Consider the following 14,619-nt stretch of genomic DNA (forward strand, 5'->3'; position numbering starts at 1 on the left):
TGATTGTATTAAGGCTCAATTGATTGGATGAATTTTTGGGTGTTATAGCTTAGTGGGTAAAGCTAGAGCTAGTGACCCCACCTAAATCACACAGAGAAGACTATTTTAAAGAGGTTAATTTGCTAATGTTCAATTTCTTGGATTATTGTGCAATTATGTAATTTAGTGTGCAATTATCTTGGTTAGTATGCAATTATTATAACTTAGTGTGCAATTACCTCAGTTATTATGCAATTATTAAATGTTTGTGCAATTATCTCGGTTAGTATGCAATTATTATAACTTAGTGTGCAATTATATTTGTTATTATGCAATTATTAAATGTTTGTGCAATTATCTCGATTAGTATGCAATTATCATAACTTACTGTGCAATTACCTCAGTTATTATGCAATTATTAAAACTTACTGTGCAATTGTCTCGTTTTTTTATCCAATTTGCCGGATTTAAACTCAATATATCAAAAATCTAGCTAAAATTAACCTTCCAATCTAGACCAAAATTTGCTTTATCTCCAACAAATTTGAGTAGAATAATGGCGGGTCCTACCAAGATGGTAGGAGTAATGCTAAACATTAACTATACAAAAAGCGGACCCACCCGAGCCCGCTTTTTTACTACATATTATCTAACCCAAGCCCCGCTTGCGTTAAGTTTATAACCACCGATTGTTGTGTTAGCTGCCATTTCCCCATTTGAGTAGAAGTAGTACCAAGTACCACCAATTATTTTCCAGCCTGTAACCATTTTACCGTTACCAGGGGTTAGGTAATACCAGGCGCCTCCATCGTAAAACCATCCAGTAGACATGACACCTGATTTACTCATGAAGTACCAGCTGCCGGCGTTATTGAACCACTTATTCGTCACCATTACACCGTTGCCGTCCATGAAGTACCATGCTTTGTCATATACCCAATTATTGGTTACCATTCCACCGCCTGTGCCCATGAAGTACCAAAGGCCGTTGCTTTGTATCCATTTGCTTTCAAGCATAACTCCTTTAGCATCAACATAGTACCAAGTGCCGCCGGATTTCACCCAGCTGTTTGTTACCATTGCGCCACTTTTACCTAGGTAGTACCATAGTCCGCCGCTTTGTACCCATTTGTTTTCAACCATTGCACCGTTTGCGTCTAGAAAATACCACGGACCATCTAGTAACCAGCCGGTTTTCTTGTTACAGTATTGGTCTTCATAGTACCATTTATTACTTTTTTGTACCCACTTGTAGACAGAAGGGGCATTCGGTTCTTCCTCTTCGATATATACGCGTGTACCGTTTGTAACTAATTGATTTATCACATTTTGAGCAGCTTCATTTAATGAGTTGTAAGAGAGATCAACCATTGAAAGTGAAGGGATTTCCAGCAACACACTAATATCCGAAATATCGTTATATCCTAGATTCAGAATATAAAGCTGATCTAATCCTTTCAATGGGGATAGCTCTGTAATGTGATTATGGGTTACTGTTAATGTAACTAGTTTCGTTAGATGAGTAACAAATGTAAGATCAGTTACTCCCGATTCTTCTAATCCTAACCATTGTAGGTTCGTTAGTCCTGCTATAGGAGCAAAATCAGAGATTTGATTTCCATTTAAATTTAGAGACTGTAAGTTTGTTAAACCACTGATTGGTTGGATATCTGTGAGTAGATTATTCTGCGCGTAAAGATAGTTCAACGTAGTTAGATTTTCAATTGGACTTACATCTGTAATTTGATTATCATTCAAATCCAAGAAGTATAATTTTGTAGCCTCTTCAAGTCCTTCTATTGATTTGATTCCATATCCGTTCGCATACAAACCTGTCATGCCATTGATATCACTGCTTTCAAGAGGGCGATCAAACAGCCCGAGTGATACTTTTACTGCTTGTTCCAATCCAGCATCAATAAAATATAATGGAGTTGGTACAGTTGCTGCTACAAACGTATCACTTTCAACAACCTCTCCATTCCTTACAAGCTGTACCTCCACCTCATAGTCTGTTTCGGGAGATAGATTATCAACTTGGTAATACTGACCTTCAACATCCTGGTAAGGTACTTTCCCCTTAAGAGCTCCGTCTACATAAATATGGTACTCCAATCCATCAGTATTACTATTTTCTTGAATAAGACCAAATTTGATACTAAGTGATGTATCTAAAGCATAGTTAGTATGCGCATATAGATTGTTCCATTGATATGTATCACAAGTTGGGTCGTTGCTGTCACAGTTTATGTTTTTGGTTACCACAGGGCTGGCAGTATTCATCTTAGGTTCACCAGTCGCGCTCTCTGCACCAACTGTAGTTATTGGTATTAGTAATGTTACAAGCAATGTACAGGTTACTACTAAATTAATAAATGTAAACTTATGCAAAACTCTACCCCTTTTCAGATTATAAATTCTAGTAATCTACTTTATTATACTAGACTGATAACGATATGGTAATAAATTGTATTTTACGGATGTGTTTTAAAAAAGCGGACTCATCCGAGTCCGCTTTTTCATTACTTATTATCTAACCCAAGCACCGCTTGCGTTAAGTTTGTAACCACCGATTGTTGTGTTGTATGCCATTTTACCACTTGGGTAGAAGTAGTACCAAGTACCACCGATTACTTGCCAGCCTGTAACCATTTTTCCACTCTTAGGTGTTAAGTAATACCAAGAACCCCCATTACTTAACCAACCAGTTGACATTACACCTGATTTGCTCATGTAATACCAGCTGCCGCCGTTGCTGATCCACTTGTTTGTTACCATAACGCCGTTACCGTCCATATAGTACCAAGCACCATCTTGTACCCAGTTGTTAGTAACCATTGCGCCACCTTTACCCATGTAGTACCAAAGGCCACCGCTTTGAACCCATTTGTTTTCAAGCATTACACCTTTTGCATCCACATAGTACCATGTAGCACCAGATTTTACCCAGTTGTTGGTAACCATTGCGCCACCTTTACCTAGGTAGTACCATAAACCACCGTCTTGTGCCCAGCCATTTTCAACCATTGCACCGTTTTTATCTAGGTAATACCAAACGCCATCTTGTACCCAACCAGTTTTTCTGTTTCCATATTGATCTTCGTAATACCATTTGTTATTTTCATATACCCAGTCGTAGACAGAAGGTGCTGGTTCTTCTTCTTCGTAGCCGTTCCAAACATCTACTCCGTTTGCAAGCAATTGTTCAATTACACCTTGTGCCGCTGCATTTAACGGATTATTTGTAACATCAACCGTTAATAATGAAGGAAGACTAAGTAATGTACTAATATCAGAGATATTATTATCTGCTATATCTAGCCAATAAAGCTGATCTAAACCAGCTAAAGGAGTAATATCAGAGATATTGTTTATCCATAACGATAAATCTACTAAATTCGTTAAGTTAGAAACAAATGAAACATTAGTTACACCTGTGTCTGTTAACCCTAAAGAAACCAAGTTAGTTAGTCCTGCAAGAGGATTGAAGTTTGTTATTTGATTTCCACTTAAGTATAAGTATTCTAAGTTAGTAAGTCCTGTTAGCGGTGCAATATTAGTAAACTTATTATCCGCTAAATATAAACTTGTTAAATTTGTTAAATTCGTAATCGGACTTAAATCTGTAATTTGGTTATCTCCCGCTTGTAAATCAACTAAGTTTGTTAGATTAGCAAGTGGACTGATATCCGTAATTTGGTTATCATCAATGCCTAGAGAAGTTATGTTTGTTGCATCCTCAAGACCTGCTATTGATTTAATTCCACGACTGTACGCGTACAAATAATCTAAGCTTTGGATATCATTTAATTCAAGAGGACGATCATATATATCTAGTGTCTCTTTAACCGCTTGTTCTAGCCCTGCATCATCAAAATATAATGGAGCTGCAATTGTTGAGGCGAAAAATTCCTGACTTTCAACTGTAACACCTTTTTGAACAAGTCGTACTTCTACTAAGTAATTAGTATCTGGTCTTAGATTTTTAATCTCGTAAGTAACATCTTCTTCCTGGCCTTCTTGATAAGCTACTTTCCCTTTAAGAACACCATCTAAATAGAAGTGGTATTCCATACCATACGTATCAATATTGTATTGATAATAGTATGCTGCGATATTAATTGAAGTGTCTAATGAATAGTTAACATACGCATTTAATTCACTCCACACATACGTATCACAAGTTGGATCAGAGCTGTCACATGCAGCACTGCTTACATTTGCAGTTGAGACTGACTTATTTGTTTCAACCTTCTCTGCAATTTCAGTTACAGCTTGCTTTGTTACAGCAGTATTCTTTTCTGCTGCAACTGATGTTACTGGCAACAATACAGTTACAAGTAACGCAAATGTTGCTAATAGATTAATAAACTTGAACTTTTGCAAATTAATGCCCCCCTATTTATAAATAAATGGATCACTTCCATTTATCTACTAAATTATACAAAATTTTTTAGGTTAATAGTAATGTTTTTTATAATTTTTGTCGAAATTTAAGTCATTTCTGGTGGGTCTTGCGTGCTATATATCGAAAAAATAAAAACCTTTGATTCTTTTAAAAGCCAACATAAAAAGCGGACCCACCCGAGTCCGCTTTCTCACTATATTATCTAACCCAAGCACCGCTTGCGTTAAGTTTATAACCACCGATTGTTGTGTTGTATGCCATTTTACCACTTGAGTAGAAGTAGTACCAAGTACCACCGATTACTTGCCAGCCTGTAACCATTTTTCCACTCTTAGGTGTTAAGTAATACCAAGAACCGCCATTGCTTAACCAACCAGTTGACATGATACCTGATTTACTCATGAAATACCAGCTGCCACCGTTACTGATCCACTTGTTTGTTACCATAACGCCGTTACCGTCCATATAATACCAAGCACCATCTTGTACCCAGTTGTTAGTAACCATTGCGCCACCTTTGCCCATGTAGTACCATAGACCACCGCTTTGTACCCATTTGTTTTCAAGCATGACACCTTTAGCGTCAACATAGTACCATGTAGCACCAGATTTTACCCAGTTGTTGGTTACCATTGCGCCGCCTTTACCTAGGTAGTACCATAGACCACCGTCTTGTGCCCAGCCATTTTCAACCATTGCACCGTTTTTATCTAGGTAATACCAAACGCCATCTTGTACCCAGCCGGTTTTTCTGTTTCCATACTGATCTTCGTAATACCATTTGTTATTTTCATATACCCAGTCGTAGACAGAAGGTGCTGGGGTTGGATCTTCATCTTCATATACAAAGTTCCAAACCTCTACCCCTTTGGCTAACAGTTGGTTAATAACTTCCTCAGCATTTTCATTTAACGGGTTGTTTGAAATATCAACGAAATCTAAATTTGATAGTGCTGTTAATATAGCAAGTTCAGAGATTTTGTTATCCGAGATATCCAGGTGAACTAATTGGTCTAACTCCACCATAGAAGAAATATCCCAAATATTATTCCCCCATGCCGATAATGTTTGTAGATTTTTTAATTGAGTAACAAACCATACATCAGTCACACCTGTTGTACTTATTCCTAAAGAAACTAGTTTTTCCTTTGCTGCAATAGGAGTAAAGTCATCAATCTTATTCCCATTTAAAAGTAAAACCACTAAGTTATCTAGATTATCTATCGGGGAAATATCTGTAATTTGATTATAACTTGCAAATAAGTATTGCAGTTGCGCAAGCTTCGCGATAGGACTTAGATCAGTAATTAAGTTACCTTCTATATCTAAATGCAATAAGCTTGTTGCATCTTCAAGTCCATCAATTGATTTAATTCCGTATCCGCTTGCATATAAATCTACTATTCCTTGAATATCACTTAGTTCAAGTGGACGTTCATACACTCCTAGAGAATCTTTGACCGCTTGTTCTAACCCTGCATCCTCAAAGTATAATGGTGAAGCAATTGTAGCTACAGGAAAGCTTTGGCTCTCTATTGCAACTCCGTTTTGAACCATTCGTATTTCTACATCATATTCAGTCTCTGGTTGTAGATTATTAATCTCGTAATTTACCTCTTCGTTCTGGGATTCATCATAAGGAACAATCCCCTTAAGAACACCATTTAAATAAAAATGAAACTCGATACCATTCGTATCTACATTGTATAAATAATAGTAAGCACCAACACTAATAGAAGTGTCCAATGCATGATTTAGTTTCACTCCGAGCGCATACTTCTGATATGTATCACATGTTGGATCACTACTATCACATACAGCGTTGCTTACTTTTACAGATTGAGCCTGCATACTTGCCTCAACCTTCTGTGTTGCTGTCATTACAGCTTGCTTCGTTACAGCAGTATTCTTTTCCGCTGCAACTGATGTTACTGGCAACAATACTGTTACAAGTAAAGCAAATGTTGCTAGTAAATTGATAAACGTAAACTTTTGCAAAATAATGCCCCCCTATTAGTAAATAAATGAATTAGTTCCATTTATCTACTAAATTATACAAAATTCGAGGGGTTAACGTAATAGTTTTTATGTGAGTATGTCAGATTTTGTATAGGAAACTGCTATGATTGAATTACCTTCTCGTTTTAACCAAGACTTTTTTCTAGCAATTTCCAGAATATATTCATATAATAATAAATTGTTAAAATTACATATTGGAGGACGAGCATGAACAGACAGAGAAAATTATTATTTTTCATTCTACTAGCTGCACTAGTTATTACTATCCTACCTACAAAACAAGTAGGAGCAGCAGAGTTAAAAGAGCTTCAATTGAATCATTCCTATTATGTTTCTGAAGCAATTATGTATAAAGATAAGGCTTTTTTAGTAGGTGGAGAGCGTAAGAGCAATATGTCTGATGTTCAGGTCCAAGTTGTCGTTACGAATGGCGCTAACCGACAAGTCGTTGTTCCTGCATCTGTATTTAATACAAATCCTACTAACCCGGATATGCCTTTTATCATTGGTGAAACTAAGAGCCATTTAATTCTTGGCAGCCACGAAGACAGTTATAATATCGAAACTGTTGTTCTACTAAATAAGGATACATATCAGTATCAAAAGTTGAGTATTGATGAGTTTTATGTACCTTATTATCAAATGCTGGAGAACGGTGGATACTCTTCAGGAGAATTTAGCTTTGAGTTCACAACTCACCAAGATAGTAGTGTAATGTGGGTTGTCGCTCATAAAAGTCCAAGATATGACGATGAGTTAAGCAAAGAAGTTCCAGGTATCAGTATCGTTTTACATAACAGTGCTGGAATCGTCAAAGCATATGAGGATGTTGAAGTATCTTCAGGTGGCTCTACTTATTTTGATAGTCGAGTAGATAGCAGAATCAGCAGCGACCGTGAAGGCAATTTTTATTACGTAAATGAAAATGGACAAGCGAATTCCTTTAACAAGATTGACAGCAAAGGAAATGAAACAGCTTTTACCTATTCGAATCAGTATGCAATGGGTTTTAACGAACCTGCAATTATCAACGGAAACATCGTTTACGCAGATTACTCTTCCAACCGAATGCAGTATACTGGCGTATTCCAAATGAAAGATGGCAAACTAACTGAACTGAAGCAACACTACGAATTGTTTAATCAAGTAGTAGATGGAAACGGAAACCTTTGGTACGGCCATTGGGACAGTGCTACAAGCGGTTGGGCATTTGGATATCTCCTACCAACCTCCTATACTAGCAATTTCGTATATAAACGTACTGGAACATGGTATTTTGACATCTATCAAAATCAACTACTCGTGTATAGTGTAGATGGTTATGGCTTTACTACCATCGAATCTCCTGGTTCTTCTAAAAATGGCTGGGCATATGAAAATGGGAATTGGTATTATTACAAAGGCGGATATAAAGCTACCGGCTGGGTACTAGCCGATGGCGCTTGGTATTTCCTTGATGGTAATGGTGTCATGAAAAAAGGTTGGCTACAAACTGCAGGAGCTTGGTACTATTTAGACAATAGTGGTGCGATGAAAACCGGATGGGCATTTGTAGGCGGCTCATGGTATTACTTTGACCGTGATGGCGTCATGCAAAAAGGCTGGGTTCAGTCCGCTGGGGCGTGGTACTTCATGGCTGATAGTGGCGCTATGAAAACAGGTTGGTTGCAATCAAACGGCGCTTGGTATTACCTTACTGACAAAGGAGTTATGACGTCTGGCTGGGCCCAAGTAAATGGTACATGGTACTATTTTGACGGAAGTGGTGCTATGAAAACTGGTTGGCTTCAATCTGCTGGTACGTGGTACTTCCTAGATGGCAGTGGCGCGATGAAATCTGGCTGGTTGAAAAACGCTGGGGCATGGTACTTCCTTGACAGCAATGGTGCTATGAAAACTGGTTGGGTTTCAACAGGTGGTAAATGGTACTATTTATACAGCTCAGGTGTAATGGCTACAAATACAACCATTGGTGGATACAAATTAGGATCTGATGGAGCTTGGATAAACTAAATGAGAGTATTAGAAAACTCGGCGATTGCCGAGCCTTTAGGCGACATCAGAGCCGTAGTTGCACTTATGCAGCTAGGAAAAAATTTTATACTTTCCTAGCTGCTAAAAAGCGGACCCTACTGAGTCCGCTTTTTTCAATACTCTATTTCGCTCAAGCACCGCTTGCGTTTAGTTTTGTAGACTACTATTTTTTGCAATAAATTTTGTTGATTCAGCTTCAATGTACTTCACCTTTTACTAATTTCCAAATTTTTAATCCATCCGATGGCATTCCGGTAATACCTCCAGATCCTTTTGGATAGAACATCGGGAATGCCGATAGTAAGAACATCCCAAGATTCCCAATCATAATGACATGTAACATATTGTGTAAATCACCTTCAGGAGTTCTTCCCATTAGCCAAGCAAACAGGCATGTTACTAGTAATGATGCAATCGGCCCTCCTGCCAAGGCTACAATTTTTTGCCACTTCTTTAACTCTTTATCCCACGCACAAAGCCCAAAATACGCCCATTGAAAATGAAAGGATAACCGTCCTATTTTGAAATTTTCTTTAATACTACTTGAAATATCGCCTATAAATATCCTCGCAAACGATTTCGAACATACCAGAACTGCAATAGCATGTCCTAATTCATGAATCAGGACAATCAGTGGACCCGCTACTAAAATCGTTAAAAATACAATGATCAAAGGAGGCACCTTCTTCCTCTAATAATCATCATCAATCCCTTGTAATACTTCGCCAGCATGCCACATATTCAGCTCAAACTCTGTATATACTTCGGGTCTGCCTTGGATTCTTGGATTCACTTTTACCTGTATACCTGTTAGCTCGTGTATTTCTTTTGCAAGTTCGTTTGCCCTGGTAATTACCTTTGGTTCTAGTTCTTTGCTCCTTTTTAAGATTAACTTTTTTACAGACTCGACTTCATGACCCTTAAGACTGCTTAAATTAAATTCCCAAATCACATAGGATTCTTTAATTGGAGAGTACTCCGCTAAAGAAATAGTATCTAGCCCGCAATCAACACCTGTATCTTCATCATAAAAATCAAGGATTATTACAGGTTCAATTCCAGTAATCCCGTGATGTATTTCAATTACACCCGCTTTTACACCAATACGCTTTATTGTATTTACTAGTTCTCTCATCGTATCCCCCCATATTTTTAGAAAAAGCAAAAAGTAGAAAAAACCAAAGTCAAAATCGACTTTGGCTATTAAATCATTGAATCCACGCACCATCAGAGCCTAGCTTGTACCCGCCAATCGTTGTGTTGGCTGCCATTCTTCCACTTTCATAGAAGTAATACCATTTATTTGAGACAAGCTTCCAGCCCTTTTTCATGTCACCATGTTCGCCAAGGTAATACCAGCCGTTGTCATACAACCAGTTATTTGATAGCATTCCGCCTGTATTCCCTAGATAAAACCAATTGCCATTGCTATAAATCCATTTGTTAGTAACCATAACCCCGTTAGCGTCCATGTAGTACCATACTTTGTCAAAAACCCAATTATTCGTTTCCATCGCGCCGCCCTTACTAAGGAAGTACCAGGCACCTGCACTTTTTACCCATTTGTTTTCAAGCATTACTCCGTCTGCACCAATGTAGTACCAGGCACCGTCATCGAGCACCCATTGATTGGTTACCATAGCCCCGCCTTTACCTAGGTAATACCATAAGCCACCTACGTTTGCCCAATCATTTTCTACCATTACACCATCTTTATTTAGCCAGTACCAAGCACCATCTTCGACCCAGCCGGTTTTCTTGTTTCCGTTTTGGTCCTCGTAGTACCACTTACCGTTTACTAGTTTCCAAGTGTAATCAAGGTTCTCTTCGTCAGTAAATACTTGTGTGCCATTTGCTCTTAACTTCTTTATTATCTCCGATGCTGAAGCGTCGAGGGGATTGTCTAGCAAATGAACCTCATTAAGCTTAGGTAAAGAGAGCAATACATTGATATTCGAAATATTGTTTCCGTACAGTCCTAGATATTCTAGTTCTTTCAAATTACCAAGTATCGATATATCAGAAATTGTATTCCAATGTAGTTCTAGGTTAGTTAGTTTAGTAAGATTAGTTAATACCGATAAATCGGAAATACCTGTATTAGTTAAAGATAGATGATTTAAATTCGTTAATTTTTGTAGAGGTGAAAAATCTTCAATCGCGTTACCCCCTAACCCAAGATACGTCAGGTTCGTTAAATTTTCGAGTGGGGTTATATCTTTTATTACATTTGTCCCTAAATTTACTATTTCTAAACTTGTAAGATTCGACAATGGAGTTATGTCACTAATATCATTATTCATTAAATACAAAGTTGTCATGTTTGTTGCCTCTTCAAGTCCAGCTAAAGACGCAATCGCATAATCATATGCATGCAAATCAGTTATGTTTTGCAAGTCACTAACCGTTATCTGACGATCATATATACTATATGACTGTCTCACGACATGTTCTAAGGCAGCATCCTCAAAATAAGTCGGTTCTGCATATGTACGTAACTCTTGGAGCTGCTTACTTGCTAATGTCTCCCCATTGCGAACAATACGTACTTCTATATCGTATTCTGTCTCAGGAGTTAAACCTTCAAAATAGTAAAGTTGCATGAATACTTCTTTATATGGATATTGGTCATAAAGCTCTCCATCTAGTAAAATATGAACCTCAACATCCTCAGTCTCAACCAAATCACCTTCTGCATAAATGAATACTTTAAGTAACGTATCCTGAGCTCCTAGGTAGATAACATCGAGATACACGTTTTCCTCATTTGTTACACCTGCAACCTTTTGTGGCTGTGAATCTCTCAATTCAGCGCCAACAGATGAAACAGGTAGAATCATAGCTACCAGAACTACTAAAAACAACCAATACCCAAAAGCGCTCTTTTTCATATATGTTTCCCCTTTTACTATAGTAGATTTCCATATTCTACTAGATTATAGCAGATGTAGTTGAAAAAGGACGATTTATTTTTTGAAAAATATGGATATTCTGAGTTTGTTTCTTCATTTAAAAAAAACCAAAGTCGCATTTGACTTTGGTTATCGGATCCATGCTCCATCACTACCAATTTTGTACCCTCCGATGGTTGTGTTGGCGGCCATTTCACCACTATTGTAGAAGTAATACCACTTGTTATTAATCACTTTCCAGCCTTTTACCATGGTACCACCTGATCCCATGTAGTACCATTTGTTCTGGTCAAGCACCCAACCTGTCTTCATGGCACCACTTGCATCAAGGAAATACCACTGATTTTGGTCCTGCACCCAGCCTGTTTTCATCGCACCACTATCTTCTAAGAAATACCATTTATTTTTGTCTAATAGCCAGCCCTTTTTCATTGCACCGCTATCTTCTAAGAAGTACCACTTTCCGTTATCGTAAAGCCAGCCTGTTTTCATAGCCCCAGTATCTTGGTCTAAGTAGTACCATGCACCTGCATTTTGTAACCAGCCCTTTTTCAGTTGGCCATTTTCATTATAAAAATACCACTTTGTTCCCTCTCTGACCCAGCCCGCTTTTTGGGTTGCCTCAGATCTAACCGGAGTAGTATATTCTGGCACAGTGGTTTTAAGGGTAGGCACCTGCAATTTTTGACCGACATATATTGTGTCTGAGGTTAAATTATTGAGTGCCTTAATTGAATCCACAGTCGTTGAATAATTTTTTGCAATTCTTGAAAGTGAGTCCCCGGACACAACAGTATAGGAAGTAGTGGTAGCAGTTGGAGGTGTCCATATGTTTGTATTATCTTCTTGTACAGCTCCGTGTCCTTTCAACCATACACCAAAGTCATTCCATATCACTGGATTTTCCTGCCCTAAACTCCAGCTGCCTGTTCCTTTAATATCAAATTCATGAACAAGTCCAACTTTCGCTTTCAGTGACTCTTCATTTTCAAACCAAATATGATACGTTCCTGGGCCAAGCGTTGTATTTGAAAAACGAAATGGTTCATCGGTATCCTTAATTTTGATAATTGCTTTCGGAGACTTTGCCTTTTCATCGTAAATAACCGTTGATTCATATTTCGCGATCATTTCTTCAACACGATTCTTGGATATTCCCTGACCACCTGTTGCCTTTCCTTCCTGCCAATACCGTCCGAAAAAAGGTAAACCTAATACAATTTTGTCTCGCGGAACTCCCTGGTTGATCGCATATTCTATTGACCTTTTTACCCACGGATAGCTTGCTACCGGCCCCTCTGGCCCACCTTGGTAGCTTTCATCATAGGCCATAATCATAAGATAATCGCTATACTCAGATAACTTTTTATAGTCGTATGACCCATGCCAGCCTTTTGTCCATCCATTCGGATTTGCTGCCACTGCAACAGATACTTCCTTATGCTTTGGAATTTTTTCTCTCAGCAGCCTAACTAAATCAGTGTATTTGTCACGGTCGACATCACTTACGTTTTCAATATCCACATTTACCCCATCAAGATTGTACTTTTCAACAGCATTTGCAATCTCTGTGGATAACTGTTCGCGGTTATTAAGCGCAGCTCTCCCCACTTCACGATCCCAGTGATTACTGAGGAACGGGACGACCTTAATATCCTGCGCATGCATTTGACTTACGAAGTAATTATCTAATTGATACGTAAGCTTTAACGAGCCATCCGCATTCAAGTCAAAATAACTCGGAGATGCAACACTTAGATTTCCCTGGGTCTGATTTACCTGCTTTAAAAATGAGCTCGTACTTCCGAAATACAAATAAGACATATTAAAATCGGTCTCATGGGCATATGCTTTCTTTTCGATTGGCAAGTTTACAAGGGTTGCAATCAATGTCGTTCCAACCACAACTTTAACGGTCGCCTGATGTAGAGAAGGCATTTTGCTCTTTATTAGCTTTTTAATTTTCTCTTGAAAATTCTCAGGCTCTCCTTTCTTCGTATGGAGAAATTCCTCTGCAAACTCTGTAGAATTTGAATCAAGATAAAGCGTAACAATCGTTTCATCATTCTCTTGATTTACTTCCCAACGAACTATATTCATGTAAATACCATCCTAATGAGATTTATTGAAGCCTTGAAGAAAAATGCTATTTGTCTTAGCGTAAACTATCTATGGGGGAAATATGCAATATGGCGTGGTATTTGGGATTTCACTTTTAAAACGCAAAAGCCAGCTAAACTACTAGCTGGCTTCTTTCATTTTTATGGATGTGACACAATTAATTCTAGCTCACCTTTAACGCGGAATTCACCTAGGTTACTCGGTAAGATAAAGTGTGTGCCTTTCTCAACTGGAAAGCTTTCACCTTCAACGACGATTTCACCCGCTCCTTTTAAGACACTGCCGATTAGGAATGGCTTGTCCTGGGTAAATTCAGCTGAACCTGTTACGTCCCATTTGTAAACAGAGAAATATTCTTCTTTTACAAAGGTTGTGATGGTTGCACCTACAATACTTTCAGTCTTTGGTGCTACCGGGAAGTCCTCGTGTGGAACAGTTGATACATCAATTGATTTTTGAATATGTAATTCACGTTTTTGGCCGCTTTGGTCTGTACGGTCATAGTCATACAAACGGTATGTAGTGTCTGAGCTTTGTTGAGTTTCTAAAATTAATACTCCTGAACATAGAGCATGGATTGTTCCACTTGGTACATAGAAGAAATCACCAGCTTTTACTTTTACACGGCGTAAAAGTTCATTCCATTCGCCACGCTCAATCATCTCTGCAAACTGTTCTTTTGTTTGCGCGTTATGCCCGAAGATGATTTCGGCACCTTCTTCTGCATCAATCACATACCAGCATTCTGTTTTACCAAGCTCACCATTTTCATGCTTGCCTGCGTATTCATCGTTCGGATGCACCTGTACAGATAGATCATTGTTTGCGTCTAGGATTTTGGTTAAGAGAGGGAATACGTCTCCTTCCAGGTTACCGAAAAGCTCGCGATGTTCTGCCCAAAGTTCACCTAATGTCTTACCTTTATATTGGCCATTGCTGACGACACTTTGTCCATTTGGATGCGCAGAAACTGCCCAGCACTCGCCCGTTAGATCAGATTCAATATTGTATCCAAATTCAGTACGTAATTTTGTTCCACCCCAAATTCGTTCTTGAAAAAGCGGTGTTAAAAAGATTGGTTCTTTCAAATTGAGCACTTCCTTCTGATTAGATCTTGATTGTCATTCTCCACAGAAACTATATCAA

At 38.3% G+C, this 14,619-nt stretch carries 9 protein-coding genes; 1 reads left to right on the forward strand and 8 read right to left on the reverse strand.

The window, feature by feature from the left end:
• Positions 1–624 precede the first annotated feature (624 nt).
• The 3 genes from AB3M96_RS17970 to AB3M96_RS17980 all read right to left on the reverse strand — a co-directional run bounded on the left by AB3M96_RS17970 (position 625) and on the right by AB3M96_RS17980 (position 6,385).
• Complete coding sequence (locus AB3M96_RS17970) at positions 625–2,370, reverse strand: leucine-rich repeat domain-containing protein (protein WP_412969013.1); 1,746 nt, start codon at positions 2,368–2,370, stop codon at positions 625–627.
• Between the two features lie 138 nt (positions 2,371–2,508).
• The gene (locus tag AB3M96_RS17975) at positions 2,509–4,365 is read right to left on the reverse strand and encodes a leucine-rich repeat domain-containing protein (protein WP_412969014.1); all 1,857 of its coding nucleotides are present in this window, start codon (positions 4,363–4,365) and stop codon (positions 2,509–2,511) included.
• A gap of 220 nt (positions 4,366–4,585) precedes the next feature.
• On the reverse strand, positions 4,586–6,385 hold the full coding sequence (locus AB3M96_RS17980; RefSeq protein WP_412969015.1) for a leucine-rich repeat domain-containing protein: 1,800 nt from the start codon (positions 6,383–6,385) through the stop codon (positions 4,586–4,588).
• A gap of 228 nt (positions 6,386–6,613) precedes the next feature.
• On the opposite strand from AB3M96_RS17980, the gene AB3M96_RS17985 reads away from it, so the two are divergent.
• Positions 6,614–8,419: a hypothetical protein gene (locus AB3M96_RS17985; RefSeq protein ID WP_412969016.1), complete on the forward strand. Its 1,806-nt coding sequence runs from the start codon at positions 6,614–6,616 to the stop codon at positions 8,417–8,419.
• A 217-nt stretch (positions 8,420–8,636) separates the two neighbouring features.
• On the opposite strand, the gene AB3M96_RS17990 is transcribed toward AB3M96_RS17985, so the two are convergent.
• The 5 genes from AB3M96_RS17990 to manA all read right to left on the reverse strand — a co-directional run bounded on the left by AB3M96_RS17990 (position 8,637) and on the right by manA (position 14,561).
• A complete protein-coding gene (locus tag AB3M96_RS17990; protein WP_412969017.1) occupies positions 8,637–9,113 on the reverse strand; it encodes a hypothetical protein in 477 nt (158 codons plus the stop codon).
• An 18-nt stretch (positions 9,114–9,131) separates the two neighbouring features.
• Positions 9,132–9,575, reverse strand: coding sequence for a hypothetical protein (locus AB3M96_RS17995; RefSeq protein ID WP_412969018.1), 444 nt, complete (start codon positions 9,573–9,575; stop codon positions 9,132–9,134).
• 73 nt (positions 9,576–9,648) lie between these two features.
• On the reverse strand, positions 9,649–11,331 hold the full coding sequence (locus AB3M96_RS18000) for a leucine-rich repeat domain-containing protein (RefSeq protein ID WP_412969019.1): 1,683 nt from the start codon (positions 11,329–11,331) through the stop codon (positions 9,649–9,651).
• Between the two features lie 150 nt (positions 11,332–11,481).
• The gene (locus tag AB3M96_RS18005; RefSeq protein WP_412969020.1) at positions 11,482–13,452 is read right to left on the reverse strand and encodes a glycosyl hydrolase family 18 protein; all 1,971 of its coding nucleotides are present in this window, start codon (positions 13,450–13,452) and stop codon (positions 11,482–11,484) included.
• A 161-nt stretch (positions 13,453–13,613) separates the two neighbouring features.
• Positions 13,614–14,561, reverse strand: coding sequence for a mannose-6-phosphate isomerase, class I (gene manA, locus AB3M96_RS18010; RefSeq protein WP_412969021.1), 948 nt, complete (start codon positions 14,559–14,561; stop codon positions 13,614–13,616).
• Between the last annotated feature and the right edge of the window lie 58 nt (positions 14,562–14,619).

The sequence above is a fragment of the Ferdinandcohnia jepli genome, assembly GCF_047246645.1.
In the GTDB taxonomy this organism is placed as follows: Bacteria; Bacillota; Bacilli; order Bacillales; family Bacillaceae_L; genus Ferdinandcohnia.